This is a genomic window from Roseateles chitinivorans (genome assembly GCF_050632235.1).
Classification (GTDB): Bacteria; Pseudomonadota; Gammaproteobacteria; order Burkholderiales; family Burkholderiaceae_C; genus Roseateles; species Roseateles chitinivorans_A.
Map to the genome: position 1 here is coordinate 144,956 of NZ_CP192584.1, position 17,635 is coordinate 162,590.

The window sequence follows — 17,635 nt, forward strand, 5'->3', positions numbered from 1 at the left end:
GGCCGAAGATTATTCGGTCCCGGGCCTTCCAGCCCCCTCCAAAGAGGGGCCGGAAGGCCCTTAAACCCGACTGGCGGCCCGGCCTATAGAAAAAGTTTGTAGCGGCTCACCAGTGAATTTCTGTGGCATGACGCCCATGGCGTGCAAGAGCCATAGCGAATGTGTGCGCACGCTGACATTGCCGCTTTTTAGGGCATTCTGGTCACCCCCGGCTTGAGCATTCGAGTCCGTTTCTGTACCATCTCGGTTTCAGAGTTCAGGGTTAACCCTCTCTGATCCAGCCCACGCCACCGACGATCGCAGGCTCCCCAGCGGGTTCTGTCCGGGGTCATGGGCCGTGTCGGACATGAACTCGGAACCCCCATCTAGGAGGAACGCGACAATGCTTTTGCAGACAGTCCGTCCCAACATCGTGCAGGCGATCAGAGCCTACCGGGTCGAGGACTTGATGCAGGCCGCGCAGGACGCCGGCCAACACTTCCTGTACGCCGACCTGTCTCCAGCGGAGACCAAACAGGACGTGCTGGAATTGATTGCCAGCAATTTCCTGTTCCCGGCCCACTTCGGCAAGAACATGGAAGCGCTGTACGACTGCATGACCAACCTGGTCAACAAGTCGGGGGCGCAACCAGGTTTCGTCGTGGTGCTGGACCAGTTGCCGGACCATGCGAAATTCGATCGTGAAGCGCGCGAGCAGTTGCTCGATGTCTTCCGCGAGGCGGCCGATTTCTGGGCCGAGCGGAAGGTGTCATTCCGGTGCTTCTATTCTTTTCAGTAGCCCGCTCTCAAGAACAAGGTTCCTGGGAGCGGGCGACCGAAGTGGCCCCCGAGGTGAAGCCGGTGCTCAAGAGCACCAAGGCGAATCCGAATCCGAATTTCGGCATGAACATGCCGATGATGTGCAGCGCCTTCGACACGTCCATGTGGCTCAGCGCCGCATGAGGATCTGAAGAACGACTGACCTCCGGGTTCGACGCAAAGGCCTTCCGGCGACGGAAGGCCTTTTGTTTGGCCGGGCCCATCGCGCGAGGACACGCGTGATGCGGAAATGGCTCAGCCCTGGACCGCGAGCGCCAGCGCGACGAACTCCGCCACCGGCACTTCCTCGGCGCGGCGTTGCAGGTCGAATTCGCCCTGGAAGCCGCGGGCCTCCAGCCACTTGCCGAGCGAATGCCGCAGCAGCTTGCGGCGCTGGGAGAACGCCGACGCGACCAGCTCGCTCAGCAGCGCCTCGTCGATCTTCGCCGGCGCCGACAGCGGCACCATGCGCACGATCGCCGAATCGACCCGCGGCGGCGGATCGAAGGCTTCCGGCGGCACGTCGAACAGCGCTTCGACGTCGTAACGCCACTGCAGCATGACGCTCAGCCGGCCGAAATCCTTGTTGCCCGGCTTGGCGGCCATGCGGTCGACGACTTCCTTCTGCAGCATGAAGGTCTGGTCGACCACGTGATCCACGAAGCCCAGCAGGTGGAACAGGATCGGCGACGAGATGTTGTACGGCAGGTTGCCGACGACCTTCAGCTTGCGGCCGCGCTCGGCGGCCAGCGCGGCGAAGTCGACCTTCAGCACGTCGGACTCGATGACCGTCACGTCGCCGCGCTTGCGCATGCGGGCGGCGAGATCGCGATCCAGCTCGATGACCGTCAGCGGGCGGCTCGACGCCGGCAGGCGCTGCAGCAGCGGCAGCGTCATCGCGCCCAGGCCCGGGCCGATCTCCACCATGGCCTGATCCTCGCCCGGCGCGATCGCATCGACGATGCCGTCGATGATGGCCTTGTCGGTCAGGAAGTGCTGGCCGAAGCGCTTGCGCGCGACATGTCCCATGAACTCAGTCCCGGCCAGTCAGTCCAGCCACTCGCGCGTCTCGATGAAGGCGCGGGCGCGCATTTCCTTCATCCAGTCGTTGTAGGCGTCGTCGTACTTGCGCTCGCGCAGCGCATTGCGGGCCTGCTCACGCAGCTGCTTGTTGTCAAGCACGACATCGCGGCGCTCCATCACCTGGATCAGGTGGATGCCGAAACGCGACGGCACCGGGTCCGAAATGCCCTTGAGCGGCAGCGCGTCCATGGCCTGCTCGAACTCGGGGACGAAACCGCCCGGCGAGACCCAGCCCAGGTCGCCGCCTTCCTGCGCGCTGCCATCTTCCGAGTTGGCGCGGGCCAGCTGCTCGAAGGTGGCGCGGCCGGATTCGATCGCGCGCTTGAACTCGACCAGGCGGCGGGTGGCCTGCTCCGGGCTCAGCTGCTCGGACGGGCGCAGCAGGATGTGGCGGGCATGGGTCTGCACGACCACATTGATCGACGCCTTGCCGGTCTGACGCTCGATCAGCTTCAGCAGGTGGAAGCCGGCCTCGGAGCGCAGCGGCTCGGGCTTCACCTCGCCGTCCTTCAGGTCCTTGACCGCCTCGACGAAGACGTCGGGCAGCTTGTCCGCCGCGCGCAGGCCGATCTCGCCGCCGCGGTTCTTGTTGGCGTCCTCCGACACGTCGCGGGCGACCTTGGCGAAGTCCTCACCCGCCTTGATGCGGGCCAGCGCCGCGTCCACGCGCGCCTTGCGCTCCGCGACGACCGCCACGCTCGATCCTTCCGGGACCGGCACCAGGATCTGCGCGATGTTGAGCTGCGCACGGCCCTGCAGCGCGGCCTGGCGCTCATCGAGGTACTTGTCGATGTCGCCGTCGGTGATGCGGATGCGCCCCTGCACCTCGCGCTCGCGGACGCGCTCGCTCAGCATCTGGTCGCGCAGGTTCTCGCGGAAGCGCTTGAAGTCGATGCCTTCGGCAGCCAGGCGCTGGCGCAACTCGGGCATCGTCAGCTTGTTCTGCGTCGCGACGTTCGCGACGACGCGGTCCAGTTCCGGCTCGTCCACCCGCGGGCCGTTCTCGCGGGCGTAGGTCACGACCACGCGCTCGTCGACCAGGCTGTCCACCGCCTGCTTGTGCAGCAGCTCGTTGGTGACGGTCTGGCCGCGCTGGCGGGCTTCCTCGCGTGCACGCTCGGTCCGCTGGATCACTTCCGACGCCGCCACGATGTCGGTGTTGACGATCACGGCGATGTAGTCGCCCGGCTTGAGCTGTCGTTGTTCGACGACCGGACGATTGACCGCCGGGGTCGATGCCGCCGCGGCGGGCGCGGAGGCTGCGGCCGCAGCGGCTGGAGCGGGCGTCGTCTGCGCCGAGGAAACCGAGCCGGCCAGGGCGGCGCTCAGGGACAGGAGGGTGGCCGCCACCGGCTGGAGATATCGCATCGAACGCAGTTCAGTCATATGTGCCAAAAGCCGAGCGCTCGGAGCTCAGCGAACGGTAACCCGGGATATTGTCTCTCAACACTTTCAGCGCATTGGAGCCCAGCGGCGACAGGCCGACCAGCTCCAGCTGGAGGATCAGTCGGGTGTTGGTTTCCGCGCGGCCGGTGGCCTGGCGTTCCGCGCCGACGCGCAGGATCCAGCAGCCCGAGTCGTACTCGGCGCCGATCACGGAATCGGTGAAGCGCTTGTCGCGCATCGAGTACTGCAGTCGGCCCGCGCCGTACCAGGCGCCGGCGCAGCCCGCGCCGCCGGTGATCGACTTGCGGTCCGGGCCGAACAGCGGCCATTGCCAGGCCAGCTCGACCTGCTCGCTCTGCCCGCGGGCGAGGCGGTAGGACGCGCTGACGGTCCGGAACGGGCCCGGCGAATACCGCAGCCGCAGCACGGTCCGTTCGACCTTGCCGTCGGCGGAGTTCAGCTGCAGCGTGCTGTCGGTCCACCAGGCCTGGTTCAAGTGCGCCGAGGCCAGCAGCACCACGTCGGACAGGCGGTGCGTCTGCGGCGAGCCGTCCGGCGTGATCTGCTGGTTGCGGAACAGGTAGCGCTGGACCATGCCCAGGCGCAGCTGTTCCTCGCCGCGCTCGTCCTCGATCCAGCGCGTGGTCGCGCCGAAGGCCAGCATGTTGGCGTCGTTGACGCGGTCGACGCCGGAGAACTGGTTCTCCGCGAAGACCGAATCGAAGTTGTAGTCCCGCGGCGCCGCGTCGAAGTTGGGCATCGCGCTCTGGTCGCGGTACGGCGTGTTGACGTACAGGACGCGCGGCTCCAGCGTCTGGCGCATGGCCTGGCCGAACAGCGAGGTGTTGCGCTCCAGGATCCAGCCGTGGTCGACGCTGAAGGTTGGGATCGTGCGGCCGATCGAGCGCCGGCCGGTCGCGTCGATCGCCTGGTCGAGGTTGTAGCTCGCCGCGTTCACCGACATCTTCGGGATCAGCCACCAGGCCGCGCCGCTGAACGGCAGGCTGACGTGGCCGAGCAGGTGCACCCGCTCGCCGGTCTGGGTCTGCGAGCCGAGCGCGCCGCCGGGCAGGTCGAACCGGTTGTATTCGAGCTCCAGGCCGCCCTCCAGCCGCGCGCGGCGGCCGGTCGGGAGGTAGCCGGCCAGCACCGATTCGTCGGCGCCGGTCTGCAGCCGCACGCCGACCTGCGGAGAACGCTGATAGGGCGAGGCGAACCGGTCCTGGGTCTCCGCGACCTGCAGCGGCTGCCATTTCTGGACCCGCGCGTAGGTCTGCATCTCGCCCCAGTTGAAGCTGTAGTCGCGCTGCGTGCGCAGGTCGGTCGACAGCAGGCGCGGCGTCTGCGACAGCATGCGGCTGCGCAGGTCCTTCCAGTAGTTGTCGTCGGAGACGCGCTCGGTGTGGACGTTGTAGGTCCAGTTCGGCATCACGTCGCCGTCGGCGTTCAGACGCAGGTCCCAGCGCGAGATGCCGGTGACCCGGTCGTGCGGCAACAGCGCGTAGTCGATCTGGCCGCGGTGGCCCGGCTCCAGGTAGCGGAACTGGGTATCGACGCCGGGGCCGCGGCGCGTCATCACGAAGGGCGTGATCGTCGCGTCGCGGTTGGGCGCGATGCTCCAGTAGAAGGGCTGGCTGTACTCGACGCCGCTGCGGTTGTCGATGTTGACGTTGGGCGGCAGCAGGCCGGACTTCGGCTGGTCGCCGAGCGGGAAGCTCAGCGACGGCGCCGCCAGGATGGGCACGCCGAGGAAACGCACCACGGCGTTCTTCGCGACCCCTTCGCCGGCGTCGAAGTCCAGGTTCAGGCTGCTGGTGACCAGCTCCCAGTCGCGCTTGCCCTTTCCGGAGGCGGCATCGGCGGCGTCCTGTTCGCCCTTCTCCGACACCGGGCAGGTCGAGTACGTCGCCTCGTCGGCGCGCATGCGCTGGTCGCCGAGGAAATGGATCGCCCGCGCGCTGCCGCTGCCGCCGGTCGCGGCGAAGAAATAGGTCGGGCTCTGCAGCTGGCCTTCGAACTTGTCGACGAACAGCTCCAGCTTCGGACCGCGCAGCACGGCGCCGTTCTGGCTGAGTTCGACATCGCCCTCGGCCGTGGCCAGATCCTGCGGGTAGTCGTAGCGCAGGGACTTCGACCGGAGCAGCATGCCGCCGTAACGCAACTGGACGTCGCCCTCGGCGGTGGACGTCTGGTCCATGTCGCTGGTGATGCGGTCGGCACTCAGCGCCATGGCCGGACGGGCATCCTTGCGCTTGGTCTGGTGCAGCTGCTTGACCGACTTGAGGATCAGCGGCTGACCGGCGGACTCCTGCGCCTGCGCGGACGACGCGCAGACCGCGGAGAAGCCAGGCAAGGCGACCGCCAGCGCGGCGGCCAGCGAGATCGGACGGGGACGGGAAACCGGTGGGCGCATCAGGCGGGCAGCGTCTTGCAGAGGTCAGGCGGCCGCGCGTCGATCGCGCCGCGCTGCCCGGGGTTTGTAGAATCATTATCCACGAGGCTCGTGAGCCGGCAGGACCGCCGGAGCGCCTTGTCACCGACCCCGGGGCCGCTCGCGCAGCGGCCCTTCCGCTTCCCCCGCCGATGACCGCTTCCGACCCGCACGCCCAGCACGCCGCGACCCCGCCCTGGCCCGACGCCGATCGCGCCGACCGATTCCATCGCTGGCTGGCGCCGCTCGTGGCGACGCACGGACTGCGCGAGGCGTCGCTCGCCGCGGCCAGCAGCGATGCCGGCTTCCGCCGTTACCTGCGCATCGCCACTGAGGACGGCGGCACGCTGATCATCATGGACGACCCGGCCGCGCCCAACCAGGTGGCCAGCTTCGTCAAGGTCGGCGCGCTGATGGCGGAACGCGGCCTGCATGTGCCGCGGATGCTCGCGCACGACGTGGCGCTCGGTTTCGCGCTGATGGAGGACCTCGGCAACGCGCCCTACCTGGACGCCTTGCTCGCCGCGCAGCGCGCGGGTGACACGGCAGTGCCCCGCGCGCTGATGCGCGACGCCACCGCCACGCTGCTGCGCTGGCAGACCAGCGAGGCGGCCCGCGCCGACGGCGCGCTGCCGCTGTTCGACGAGGCCTTCGTGCGCCGCGAGCTGCAGATCTTCGTCGACTGGTGCGTCCAGGCCCACCACGGCAAGACCTGGAACGACAAGCAGCGCGGCTACTGGGACCGGACGGTGGCGCTGCTGTCGGCCAACGTCCTGGCGCAGCCGCGCGTGCCGATGCATCGCGACTACATGCCGCGCAACCTGATGGTCTGCCCGGCGGGGACCGGCGGCGATGGCGCGAGCTTCGCCACGCCCGGCATCCTCGATTTCCAGGACGCGGTGATGGGCCCGATCACCTACGACATCGCCTCGCTGATGCGCGACGCCTTCATCTCCTGGGAGGAGGCCGAGGAGCTCGACTGGGCGGTGCGTTACTGGGAAGGCGCGAAACGCGCCGGCCTGTTCGGCCTGGACCCGAACGGCGAGGACCCGCACGAGATGGCGCTGGACTTCGGCCTGTTCTGGCGCCGCCTCGAGTGGACCGTGCTGCAGCGGCAGCTGAAGATCATGGGCATCTTCTGCCGGCTCAAGCACCGCGACGGCAAGCCGCATTACGCGGAAGACCTGCCGCGCTTCTACGCCTACGTCGTGAAAACGGCGACGCGCTACATCGAGCTGTCGCCGCTGCTGCGCCTGATCGAAGATCTGCAGCCGCAGTACACGCAGGTCGGCTTCAGCCTGCGCTGAAGCGCCGATGCGGCGCGGCCGGGCGCCGCGACGCCTCAATCGCCCTCGGCCGGCGTGGCGGCGGCCTTCGCGGCCTGCGCGGCCAGGAACTCCTGGGCGGCGCGGTACGACGGGCAACCCGCGGCGGTGAGCCACGGATCCTCGTCCTTCCCGCCGAAGATCTCGACGAGGAAGTCCATGAATGCGCGGGTGCGCGCCGGGACGAACTTGCGGGTCGGCATCGCGGCCCACAGCTGGTAGCTGTAGATGCGCCACTGCGGCAGCACGCGCTCGAGCGCCCCTTCCATGAGCGCGTCGCCGACGACGAAGGACGGCAGCCCCGCCACCCCCAGCCCGTGCAGCGCGCAGGCGTACTTGGTGTCGACCGAGGAGGTCGTCATCACCGGCCGGCTGGGGATCGCGAAGAAGCTTTCGGTAGTGAGACCGTCGGCGCCGCAGCGCTCGAAGGTCACGCCGCGGGTCAGCTCGTGGATGGGCGGCAGCATGACGTCGTGCTGCTTGAGGTCCGAGGGATGCTGCGGCTTGCCGCGCCGGCCCAGGTACTCGGGCGACGCGCACAGGATCACCTCGGTGCGCGCCAGCTTGCGGGCGATGAAGTCGCCCTGCAGCGGGCTGCGGGTGGAGATGACGGTGATGTCGAAGCTCTCGTCGAGCGTGTCGACGGGGCCGGGCGCGACCAGCTCGACGCTGACCAGCGGGTACAGCGCATGGAAGCGCGCCATGTGCCGCGCCAGCTGGTGGATCGCGATGGCCGGGGGAATGAGGACGCGCAGCGTGCCGCGCGGCTCGTTGGTCGCCGCCGAAGCGAGCGCCTCCGCCTCCTCGATGTCGCTGAGGATGCGGCGGCAGCGCTCGAGGTAGCCCTCGCCGACGTCCGTCAGGGACAGCCGCCGCGTCGTGCGGTTGAGCAGCCGCGCGCCGAGGTGTTCCTCGAGATCCGCGACGAGCCGCGTGACCACGGCGGGCGCCAGGTCCATCGCTCGCGCGGCGCCGGCGAGGCTGCCCTCGTCGATCACGCGGGTGAAGACCCGCATCGCCTTGACCTGATCCATCCCGTCTCCTCCGGGCGGACGCCGCGTCGCCGCGGGCCGCCTCTCTGTGCGTCGATCAGCGGACCATGGCGACCGGTGAGCCGCCGACCGGGTCCGCGGCGGTCAGGGGTGCGCGGCGATCACCTGCGCCACCGCAGCGGTCAGGCGCTTGCCGTAGGGCACGTGCAGGAACTCGTTGGGACCGTGGGCGTTGCTCTTGGGGCCCAGCACGCCGCAGACCATCATCTGCGCGGCCGGGAAGCCCTTCTGCAGCATGCTCATCAGCGGGATGGTGCCGCCCTGGCCGATGTAGCCGACCGGCTGGCCGAAGTGGGCCTGGCTGGCGTCGTCCAGCACCTGGCTCAGCCACGGCGACAGCTCCGGCGTGTTCCAGCCGGTGGCGCCGTAGGCGCCGGCGCGGCCGTCCGGCACGAAGCTGACCTTGGCGTTGTACGGGGCGTTGTCCTCGAGCAGCGCCTTCAGCTTCAGCGCGGCCTCGTTGCCGTCGATCAGCGGCGGCAGGCGCAGCGACAGCTTGAACGCGGTGTACGGACGCAGCACATTGCCGGCGCTCTTCAGCTCGGGGAAGCCGTCCACGCCGGTCACCGACAGCGTCGGCCGCCAGGTGCGGTTGAGCAGCACCTCGACCGGGTCGGAGGTCACCGGCAGCACCGGCGCGCCGTCGGCACCGCAGGCCCAGGGCAGGCGCTTGTAGACCTCTTCCTTCAGGATCGCGGCGGTCGCCTGGGCCTGCTCGAAGCGCACGCCGGGGATGTCGCAATGGAAGGACTCGGGCAGCAGGCGGCCGGTCTTGGAATCCTCCAGCCGGTCCAGCACCTGCCGCAGGATGCGGAAGGAGGACGGCACCACGCCCGACGCGTCACCGGAGTGGATGCCTTCGGTCAGCACCTCGACCTTGAGCACGCCCGAGACCATGCCGCGCAGCGAGGTCGTCATCCAGAGGCGGTCGTAGTCGCCGGCGCCGGAGTCCAGGCAGACCACCAGCGACACGTTGCCCAGACGCGGCCGGAGCAGGTCGATGTAGGCCGGCAGGTCGTAGGAGCCGGACTCCTCGCAGGCCTCGATCAGGCCGACGCAGCGCGGGCGCGGGATGCCCTGCTGGTCCAGCGCCAGCAGCGCGGTGATCGAGGCGTAGATCGCGTAGCCGTCGTCGGCGCCGCCGCGGCCGTAGAGCTTGCCGTCCTCGTACTTGGGCGTCCACGGGCCGAGGTCGGCGCGCCAGCCGTTGAACTCGGGCTGCTTGTCCAGATGGCCGTAGAGGACGACGGTGTCGGTGCTCGCCGGCTTCGTCGACGGCAGCTCGAAGAAGATGACCGGCGTGCGGCCTTCCTGGCGGATGACCTCCAGCTTCAGGCCGGGGATCTTCTTGCCTTCCACCCACTGGGCGGCGTCGCGGACGACGCGCTCGATGTAGCCGTTGGCCTGCCAGTCGGCGTCGAACATCGGGCTCTTGGCGGGGATGGCGATGTAGTCGGTCAGCGCGGGGACGATCTCCTGGTCCCAGACCTTCTCGGCGAAGGCGCCCAGGGCGCTGATTTCATCGGTCTGCAGCGGCAACGACGGATCACGTGCGTTCATGCGGGTCTCCTGCGCGGCCGGTGGGCCGCCTTGGCTGGGTCCGGGGTCGCGTTGGGCGGCCGGTCCGGGCGGAAAGTGACGGAACCGGGTCCTGGTGGCAGTCCGGGTGCGGACGCCAGGCCGGGATTCCGGTGGATCGGCCGATTCTAGGAGCGTGCGCCCAGCCAGGCGCGCAGCCGGGCGAAGACCTGTTCGCGCTCAGGCTCGTTGAAGATCTCGTGCGACAGGCCCGGGAAGGGCACGGCCTGCACCGCACCACCCGCTGCCGCCGCGGCGGCGAAGGCGGCGCTGCCGGCAGGCGCGACGCAACGGTCGGCACCGGCCCACATCAGCAGCGTCGGCGTGGTCCAGCGCGGCACCAGCGGCAGGGTCTCCGCGCCGAAGGTGGCGATCATCTTGGCCAGGGTCGGGGTGATGCGGTCGTGGACCAGCGGATCATCCTGGTAGGCCTGGACCACCTCGGGGCTGCGCGAGATCCAGGCGGCATCCAGGCCGTTGCCGACCGCCAGGTGGGGCACCAGCGGCAGCGTGGCGCCGAGCAGCCCGCGCTGGAAGGCGGACAGGCCCGGGTCCAGCGCCGGGGAACTGAGCACGAGCCGGTCGACCGGGCGCGACCAGGGGGCGTTCTCCAGGGCGCCGGCGACGAAGCGCGCCGCGACGGCGCCGCCCATCGAGTGCCCGAGCAGGATCAGCGGCCCCTGTCCCTTGCGGTCGTCGGCGCGCAGGCAGTCGATGGTCGCGGCCAGGTCGAGCAGCAGGCTGTCGCGGCGGGGGATGTCGCCGCGCGGGCCGCCGGAGGCGCCGTGGCCGCGCTGGTCGAAGCCGGCGACGTGCCAGCCCCAGTCGTTCAGGCGCTGGGCGACGGCCTCGTAGCGGCCGATGTGTTCGCCCAGGCCGTGGACGATCAGGACGGTGCCCCGGGTGGGCAGCGAGAGGTCGGCGCCCCATTCCCGCCAGTGCAGCGGCAGGCCGTCATGGCCGGTGAGAGTCTTCATGAGGCCGGAGTGTAGGATCGCCCGGCATGTCCACCGGCCGTGGACGCCCCCACGTTTCGAAGACGATGACGCCTGCCCTGCTCGAGTCCTTCCCGTCCTTCAACCCGGAGGTCCGGCTCCAGCCGCCGGCGATCGAGCGCTGGCGCCGCGGCACCGGGACCGATGTCGAGTTCGTCCATGTGCTGGACTCCGGCAGGCCGGGACCGACGGCGATGGTGGTGGCGCTGACGCACGGCAACGAGCTGTGCGGCGCGATCGCGCTGGATGCGCTGCTCAGGCAGGGCGTGACGCCGCTGCGCGGCCGGCTGGTGCTGGCCTTCGCCAACGTCGAGGCCTTCGGCCGGTTCAATGCGCTGGAGCCGTTCGCGTCGCGCTGCGTCGACGAGGACATGAACCGCGTCTGGGACGACGCCGTGCTGCGCGGCGCGCGGGAGTCGGTGGAGCTGCGGCGGGCGCGCGAGCTGGCGCCGTTCGTCGATGCCGCCGACGTGCTGCTGGACCTGCATTCGATGCAGGAGGCCGGCGCACCGGCGCTGACGATCTGCGGCATGACGGACAAGAGCGTGCCGCTGGCCAAGGCCCTGGGCCAGCCGGAAACCCTGCTGGTCGACACCGGCCATGCGGCGGGCCTGCGGCTGATCGACCGCGGTGGGTTCGCCGATCCACGCAGCGACCGGCAGGCGGTGCTGGTCGAGTGCGGCTCGCACTGGGAACCGGAGAGCGCCGACATGGCGCTCGACGTGACGCTGCGTTTCCTGCGCCATCTGGAGATGGTCGACGCGGCGTGGGCGGACGCGCAGCTGCGCGTGGCGGCGCCGGAACGGCAACGGCTGGTGCGTGTCGGCGAGGGCGTGACCGCGGTGACGCCAGCGTTCCGCTTCCTGGTGCCGACGCACCATCTGAAGGTGATCCCCGACGCCGGCACGCCCTTGGCCGAGGACGGCGATCGCCGATGGGTCACGCCGCACGACGCGTGCGTGCTGATCATGCCGTCTCGCCGCGCCGGCCTGAGCGGACAGACGATGGTGCGGCTGGGACGCTACGAGGACTGAACGCGAGTCGCTGGACAGCGACCCGGCTCGTCGACGCTCAATCCCGATCGAACTTGAACACCGCCATGCTCGCCATCAGGTTCGGCATCACGCGGACCTGGCGGCCTTCCTGCACGCCGAAGCTGTCCAGCACCCGCAGCCCGCACTTGCGCGCCAGGATCTGGAAGTCGGCATAGGTGCCGACGCGGATGTTGGGGGTGTCGTACCACTGGTATGGCAGCACGCGCGTCACCGGCATCCGGCCCGACAGCACCTGCAGCCGGTTCGGCCAGTGCGCGAAGTTGGGGAAGCTCACGACGCCCATCCGGCCGACGCGCGCGGTCTCGCGCAGCATCGCCTCGGTGTTGCGCAGGTTCTGCAGCGTCTCCAGCTGCAGCACCACGTCGAAGCTCTGGTCCTCGAAGATCGCCAGGCCCTCTTCCAGGTTGAGCTGGATCACGTTCACGCCGCGCTGCGCGCAGGCGAGCACGTTCGTATCGTCCAGCTCCACCCCGTAACCGGTGCAGCCCTTCGTCGCCTGCAGGTGCGCCAGCAGCTCACCGGTGCCGCAACCCAGGTCGAGCACGCGCGAACCGGTCGGCACCAGCGCCGCGATCATGTCCATCACCGCGCGATCGCTCATACCGACACTCCCTGCAGACGATGCGAGACCGGTGCCGGCGCGCCGCCCGGCATCGGCTTCTCGTGCTCCTTCGCGATACGGTCGAAGTAGGCACGCAGCACGCCGTGATACCGCGGGTCCTCGAGCAGGAAGGCGTCGTGGCCATGCGGGGCGTCGATCTCGGCGTAGGACACGTCGCGCTTGTTGTCGAGCAGCGCCTTGACGATCTCGCGCGAGCGCGCCGGCGAGAAGCGCCAGTCGGTCGTGAAGCTCACCACCAGGAACTTGCACAACGCCGTGGCGAAGGTGCGGCTCAGGTCGCCGCCGTGCTCGCGCGCCGGATCGAAGTAGTCCAGCGCGCGCGTGATCAGCAGATAGGTGTTGGCGTCGAAGTACTCGCTGAACTTGTCGCCCTGGTAGCGCAGGTAGCTCTCGATCTGGAACTCGATGTCCGAGGTCGAATACCCCAGTTCCGCCGAACGCATCTGCCGGCCGAACTTCTCCTCCATCACGTCGTCGCTCAGGTAGGTGATGTGGCCGATCATCCGCGCCACCCGCAGCCCGCGGCGCGGCACGACGCCGTGCTCGTAGAAGAAGCCGTCGTGGAACTCGGGGTCGGTGATGATGGCCCGACGGGCGACCTCGTTGAACGCGATGTTCTGCGCCGACAGGTTGGGCGCCGTTGCCACCGCGATGCAGTGGCGCAGGCGCTCCGGGTAGCGCAGCGACCAGTCCAGCGCCTGCATCCCGCCCAGCGAGCCGCCCAGCACCGCCGCCAGCTTCTGGATGCCGAAGCGGTCCAGCACGCGCGCCTGCGCGTCGACCCAGTCGTGCACGGTGACGACGGGGAAGTCCTTGCCGTACACGCGGCCCGTGTCCGGGTTCAGGTGCATCGGGCCCGTCGAGCCGAAGCACGAGCCCAGGTTGTTGATGCCGATGACGAAGAAGCGGTCCGTGTCCAGCGGCTTGCCCGGACCGACCAGGTTGTCCCACCAGCCCTCGCTCTTGTCGATGCCGGCATGCGTGCCGGCCACGTGGTGGCTGGCGTTCAGCGCGTGGCAGACGAGGATGGCGTTGGACTTGTCCTCGTTGAGCCGGCCGTAGGTCTCGACCATCAACTCGTAGCCCGCGATGCGGGCCCCGCTGCGCAAGGTCAGCGGCTCGTCGAACAACAAGCGCTGCGGTGTGACGTCACCGACAGATCCCATGGAACACCTCAAAAAACAAAACCCGGCGCCGCTGCTTGAAGCGGAACACCGGGTCTCGATCCATGGATCGGGTGTCCCTCTTTAGCTGCATTTCTTGGGCGCCCGCAAGCCGGACAAATCGGCGCCATCGGCGGGGAGTATAGCTACGGCGCGGTGCAGAGGCAGTGCACGATCGCGCGCACCGGCGGCCTGGAACCTGCCGGCCCCGCCTCGGCCTGCTCGGCCAACCAGGTGATGTCGACCTGCGCCTCGCGCAGCGGCGCCGGCACCGCCGGGATGCCGCCCAGCGCGTGCATGACCATGCCGCGCAGCGACGGTGCCGCGGCATCGCCCATGCTCGTCAGCACGCGGTCGAAGGCGCTGCGGTCCGGCTCGACGTAACGCACCGTCGGCTCGTCGCCGAGCTTGGCGCGCTTGGCGGCGCTGGCGATCGCGTCGGACAGCAGGCCGTTTCTGTCGACCAGCCCGCGCTCCAGGGCTTGCGCACCGGTCCACACGCGGCCCTGGCCGACGGCGTCGATCTGCTGCGGCGACTTCTTGCGCGCCTGCGCGGCCTTGCCGGTGAAGTCGGCATAGATGTGCTCGATCGACGACTGCACCACCTGCGCCATGCGCGGATCCAGCGGGCGCCGCGGGTCATACCCGCTGGCCAGCCAAGTCGTCGTGTAGCCGCCGGTGTGGACCGACAGCTTATCCAGCAGCTTCTCGCCGGTGGGCAGCATGCCGAACACGCCGATCGAGCCGGTGATCGTCGACGCGTCGGCGATCACCTCGTCCGAGGACATCGAGATCCAGTAGCCGCCCGACGCGGCCACGCCGCCCATCGACACGACGACCGGCTTGCCGACCGCGCGCGTCAGTTCCAGCTCGCGGCGCACCAGCTCGGAGGCGAAGGCACTGCCACCCGGCGAATTGACGCGCAGCACGACGGCCTTGATCTTGTCGTCCTCGCGCGCCTGGCGGATCAGCCGGGACATCGACTCGCCGCCGATCTTGCCGGGACCGGCGCTGCCGTCCACGATCTCGCCTTCGGCCACGATCACGCCGACCTGCCCCTCGGGCTTGGGCAGCTTCGGCGGCAGTTGCGCGACATAGGCGCCCAGGTTGATCTGGCGCAGGCGCTTCTCGTCCTTGGCGCCGCGCTTCTCGAGCAGCGCCTCGACCTCGTCCTCGGTCTTCAGGCCGTCGACCCACTTCTCGGCCAGCGTGAACTTGGCGGTATCGCCGCCGGCCGCCTTGAGCCGCTGCGGCAGCTCGTCGATCGAGCGCTGCAGCGATCCCTTCGGCAGCTTGCGCGCCGTCTCGATCACGGTCTGGTAGCGCGCCCAGAGCTCGTCGTACAGATAGGCGTCGGCTTCGAGCGTCGCCGGCGACGGGCCGTTGGCGAAGTAGGGCTCGACCGCGTTCTTGTAGGTGCCCACGCGCAGCACGTTGGGCGAGATGCCCACGCGGTCCAGCGCGTCCTTGTAGTAGTTGCGATAGCGGCCGTAGCCCTCGATCATCACGCCGCCCATCGGGTGGATGTAGACCTCGGTGGCCTGCGCGGCCAGGTAGTAGCCCCGCTGGTCGAAGGCCAACCCGGCCGCCACCACCGGCTTCTTGCTCGTCTTGAAGCGCGTCAGCGCGGCTTCGATCTCATGCAGCGCGGCCGGCGTGGCGCCGCCGAACTGGTCCAGGTTCAGCACGACCTGCACGATGTGGTCGTCCTTGGCCGCCGCGTCCAGCGCGCGCAGGATGTCGCGCAGGCGCGTCTGCGCCCGGGCCTCGCCCTTGATCTGCGCGATCGCCTGGTCGCGCGGCGAGCCGGAGAACTGCTCGACGACATCGCCGCGGATGTCCAGCACCAGCGTCGTCTTGTCCTGCAGCGGCTTGCCGCCATGCACCGCCGCCCAGATCAGGGCGATCAGGATCACCCAGAAGAGCAGCGTGAACACCACGCGCCGCGTGCCGTTCAGGAACCACCACACGCCACCGAAAAAGCGCCCGACCGGCGCCAGCACCCGCTTCACACCCATCCAATCCTCCCGGGATCCGTCAATGGAATATCAGGACGGCGGCGATCTGGATCGATCCCCCGCCGGACCGGGCCATTGTGGGCCCAGTTGGAAACACCGGCGGGAAGTCAGCGGATCAGGCGTCCGCGGGCGGCCGCGTGTCCTGGAAGCTCTGACGCGTCATGAGCTTGTCGAAGTGCTTCGCGAGGTTGGGGTGCGCGGCGCGCCAGTCGATCTGGGCGAAGCGGAAGTCCAGGTAGCCCAGCGCACAGCCGAGCGCGATGTCCGCCAGCGTGAAGTGGTTGCCCGAGCACCAGTTCTTCTCCCCCAGGCCGTTGGCCATCGCCTGCAGCGAGGCGAGGACCTTGCCCATCTGGCGCTCCACCCAGGCGTCGCTGCGTTCTTCCGGCGCGCGGCCGGACCAGGTCTGCTCCAGGCGCGCCGCGACGCAGGCGTCGATGAGGCCGTCGGCCAGCGCCTCCCAGGTGCGCACCTCGCAGCGTTCGCGGCCCCGCTCGGGGATCATCCGGCCCACCGGCGACAGCGTGTCGACGTATTCGACGATGACGCGCGAATCGAACACCGCGCCGGTGATCGAATCCTGCCCCTCCATGACCAGGCACGGCACCTTGCCGAGCGGATTGATCTTGAGGATGTTGTCGCTGCCCCAGACGTCCTCCAGCTCGAACTGGTAGTCGAGCTTCTTTTCCGCCATGACGACGCGGACCTTGCGGACGTAGGGACTGAGGAGGGATCCGATGAGCTTCATGGTGTGGCCCGATTCTACCGAGTCGCCCCCGGGGACTGATGCCCGCAGGCGACAGCGGCGCCGCCCTCATTCGGGTGTATCGCCGTCCCCTGGGCCGGTGACGCACACACCCGCCGGGACGCCTCCTACACTCCCTCCGCACCACTTCCGCGGAGATCGCGATGACCGCCTCGCCCTCGGCGTCCGACGCCGGCTACGTCCTCTACGGCACCCCGGGCTCCGGCTCGGCGATCGTCGAGATCGGCTTGCGCTGGTGCGGCCAGTCGTACCGCACGGTGCATGCGTCCTCGTGGGAAAGCGGTTCGGAGCAGGACGCGCTGCGCGCGCTCAATCCGCTGATGCAGATCCCGACGCTGCACACGCCCGACGGCGACGTGCTCACCGAGAGCGGCGCCATCCTGATGCACCTCGGCCTGCGCTTTCCCGCCGCGGGACTGCTCGGCGACAGCGATCGCCGGCGCGACCAGATCCTGCGCGGCCTCGTCTACATCGCCGCCAACTGCTACAGCTGCATCAGCATCATCGACTACCCGGAACGCTACTCGACCCGCGACGGCAAGGACGACCGCGAGGCCATCGTCGCCGGCACCCGGGCGCGGTTGCACAGGCACTGGGAGATCTTCGCGGACATGTTCCCCGGTCAGCCCTGGCTCAGCGGCGCCAAGCCGGGCGCGCTCGACGCGATGGCGGTGATCGTGTCGAAGTGGTCGGGATCGAGGAAGCACCTGGAGGCCCATCGCCCCGATTTCTCCGCGCTGCTGCAACGCATCGAGGCGCTGCCGCAGGTCGCGGAGGTGTGCGCGACGCACTGGCCGCCGAAGACAGCCTGAGTGAGCGGCCTGGCTGAGCGGCCTGACTACGCGGCCTGGAACTGCGGCAGCAGCCGCACGTGCGTGTAGCGGGCGGGACGCTCGATCGCATCGAGGGTCGCGTCGATCGGTGCGAAGCCGCACCGGGTCCAGAACGTCGCGGCGTCCGCTTCCTCGCAATTGACGTGCAGGCGGCTGAAGTGCCCTTGCGCGCTCGCGAGCACGGCGTTCACGAGGCGTTTCGCCAGGCCGTGTCCGCGCCAGTCGGGATGCACGTAGAAGCGACGCATGCGGCCAGTGCCGGGACGCCCGGGCGGGGGCTCGACGTTGAGGCCGCCCACCGCGACCACCTGGCCGTTCGTGGCCAGCCAGGCCCACAGCGATTCGCCGGGCTGTTCGTAGCGGTTGGCGCCGCTGCGCCATTCATCCATCAGGCGGCGCAGCATCTGCCGCCCCTCGCTCTCGCTGGCCGCCAGCAGCGGCGCCCAGGCAAGGGGATCGATCTGATGCACGCGGATGAGGCGCGGTGCGACGCCATCGGAGGCCAGGGAAAGCATCGAAAGAAGCGGTAA

The 17,635-nt window shown here is 69.3% G+C and carries 16 protein-coding genes; 4 read left to right on the forward strand and 12 right to left on the reverse strand.

Annotated features, from left to right (window positions below; genetic code table 11):
• The first annotated feature begins 382 nt into the window (after positions 1–382).
• Positions 383–778 carry a barstar family protein gene (locus ACQ859_RS00555; RefSeq protein ID WP_431264150.1) on the forward strand — a complete coding sequence of 132 codons (396 nt, stop codon included), beginning with the start codon at positions 383–385 and terminating at the stop codon, positions 776–778.
• Between the two features lie 7 nt (positions 779–785).
• Here the strand turns inward: ACQ859_RS00555 and ACQ859_RS00560 are convergent, their stop codons facing one another.
• The 4 genes from ACQ859_RS00560 to ACQ859_RS00575 are packed head-to-tail and all read right to left on the reverse strand — an operon-like array spanning position 786 to position 5,680.
• Positions 786–1,022 (reverse strand): hypothetical protein, encoded by a 237-nt coding sequence (locus ACQ859_RS00560; protein ID WP_431264151.1) that lies wholly within the window; start codon positions 1,020–1,022, stop codon positions 786–788.
• 31 nt (positions 1,023–1,053) lie between these two features.
• The gene (gene rsmA / locus ACQ859_RS00565) at positions 1,054–1,827 is read right to left on the reverse strand and encodes a 16S rRNA (adenine(1518)-N(6)/adenine(1519)-N(6))-dimethyltransferase RsmA (protein WP_431264152.1); all 774 of its coding nucleotides are present in this window, start codon (positions 1,825–1,827) and stop codon (positions 1,054–1,056) included.
• Positions 1,828–1,845: 18 nt separating this feature from the next.
• Positions 1,846–3,249 carry a peptidylprolyl isomerase gene (locus ACQ859_RS00570; RefSeq protein ID WP_431264153.1) on the reverse strand — a complete coding sequence of 468 codons (1,404 nt, stop codon included), beginning with the start codon at positions 3,247–3,249 and terminating at the stop codon, positions 1,846–1,848.
• 10 nt (positions 3,250–3,259) lie between these two features.
• Positions 3,260–5,680: an LPS-assembly protein LptD gene (locus ACQ859_RS00575; protein WP_431264154.1), complete on the reverse strand. Its 2,421-nt coding sequence runs from the start codon at positions 5,678–5,680 to the stop codon at positions 3,260–3,262.
• Between the two features lie 170 nt (positions 5,681–5,850).
• On the opposite strand from ACQ859_RS00575, the gene ACQ859_RS00580 reads away from it, so the two are divergent.
• Positions 5,851–7,005, forward strand: a complete 1,155-nt coding sequence (locus tag ACQ859_RS00580; RefSeq protein WP_431264155.1) for an aminoglycoside phosphotransferase family protein — start codon at positions 5,851–5,853, stop codon at positions 7,003–7,005.
• Positions 7,006–7,040: 35 nt separating this feature from the next.
• Here ACQ859_RS00580 and ACQ859_RS00585 read toward each other — a convergent pair whose 3' ends face one another.
• From ACQ859_RS00585 to ACQ859_RS00595, 3 genes are all read right to left on the reverse strand, one after another.
• On the reverse strand, positions 7,041–8,057 hold the full coding sequence (locus tag ACQ859_RS00585; RefSeq protein ID WP_377159391.1) for a LysR family transcriptional regulator: 1,017 nt from the start codon (positions 8,055–8,057) through the stop codon (positions 7,041–7,043).
• A gap of 102 nt (positions 8,058–8,159) precedes the next feature.
• Positions 8,160–9,635 (reverse strand): M20 family metallopeptidase, encoded by a 1,476-nt coding sequence (locus ACQ859_RS00590; RefSeq protein ID WP_431264156.1) that lies wholly within the window; start codon positions 9,633–9,635, stop codon positions 8,160–8,162.
• A gap of 146 nt (positions 9,636–9,781) precedes the next feature.
• On the reverse strand, positions 9,782–10,630 hold the full coding sequence (locus tag ACQ859_RS00595) for a lysophospholipase (protein WP_431264157.1): 849 nt from the start codon (positions 10,628–10,630) through the stop codon (positions 9,782–9,784).
• Positions 10,631–10,656: 26 nt separating this feature from the next.
• Here ACQ859_RS00595 and ACQ859_RS00600 point away from each other — a divergent pair, with 26 nt between their 5' ends.
• Positions 10,657–11,682 (forward strand): succinylglutamate desuccinylase, encoded by a 1,026-nt coding sequence (locus ACQ859_RS00600; RefSeq protein ID WP_431264158.1) that lies wholly within the window; start codon positions 10,657–10,659, stop codon positions 11,680–11,682.
• A gap of 37 nt (positions 11,683–11,719) precedes the next feature.
• On the opposite strand, the gene metW is transcribed toward ACQ859_RS00600, so the two are convergent.
• The 4 genes from metW to ACQ859_RS00620 form a co-directional block, all read right to left on the reverse strand.
• Positions 11,720–12,304: a methionine biosynthesis protein MetW gene (gene metW / locus ACQ859_RS00605; protein WP_431264159.1), complete on the reverse strand. Its 585-nt coding sequence runs from the start codon at positions 12,302–12,304 to the stop codon at positions 11,720–11,722.
• On the reverse strand, positions 12,301–13,491 hold the full coding sequence (metX, locus tag ACQ859_RS00610; RefSeq protein WP_431264160.1) for a homoserine O-succinyltransferase MetX: 1,191 nt from the start codon (positions 13,489–13,491) through the stop codon (positions 12,301–12,303). The genes metW and metX overlap by 4 nt, the downstream gene beginning before the upstream one ends.
• 143 nt (positions 13,492–13,634) lie before the next feature.
• A complete protein-coding gene (gene sppA / locus ACQ859_RS00615) occupies positions 13,635–15,506 on the reverse strand; it encodes a signal peptide peptidase SppA (RefSeq protein ID WP_431264161.1) in 1,872 nt (623 codons plus the stop codon).
• 115 nt (positions 15,507–15,621) lie between these two features.
• Positions 15,622–16,254 carry a glutathione S-transferase family protein gene (locus tag ACQ859_RS00620; RefSeq protein WP_431264162.1) on the reverse strand — a complete coding sequence of 211 codons (633 nt, stop codon included), beginning with the start codon at positions 16,252–16,254 and terminating at the stop codon, positions 15,622–15,624.
• A gap of 161 nt (positions 16,255–16,415) precedes the next feature.
• Here ACQ859_RS00620 and ACQ859_RS00625 point away from each other — a divergent pair, with 161 nt between their 5' ends.
• Positions 16,416–17,084 carry a glutathione S-transferase family protein gene (locus ACQ859_RS00625; protein ID WP_431264163.1) on the forward strand — a complete coding sequence of 223 codons (669 nt, stop codon included), beginning with the start codon at positions 16,416–16,418 and terminating at the stop codon, positions 17,082–17,084.
• A 26-nt stretch (positions 17,085–17,110) separates the two neighbouring features.
• Here the strand turns inward: ACQ859_RS00625 and ACQ859_RS00630 are convergent, their stop codons facing one another.
• Positions 17,111–17,620: a GNAT family N-acetyltransferase gene (locus ACQ859_RS00630; protein WP_431264164.1), complete on the reverse strand. Its 510-nt coding sequence runs from the start codon at positions 17,618–17,620 to the stop codon at positions 17,111–17,113.
• Between the last annotated feature and the right edge of the window lie 15 nt (positions 17,621–17,635).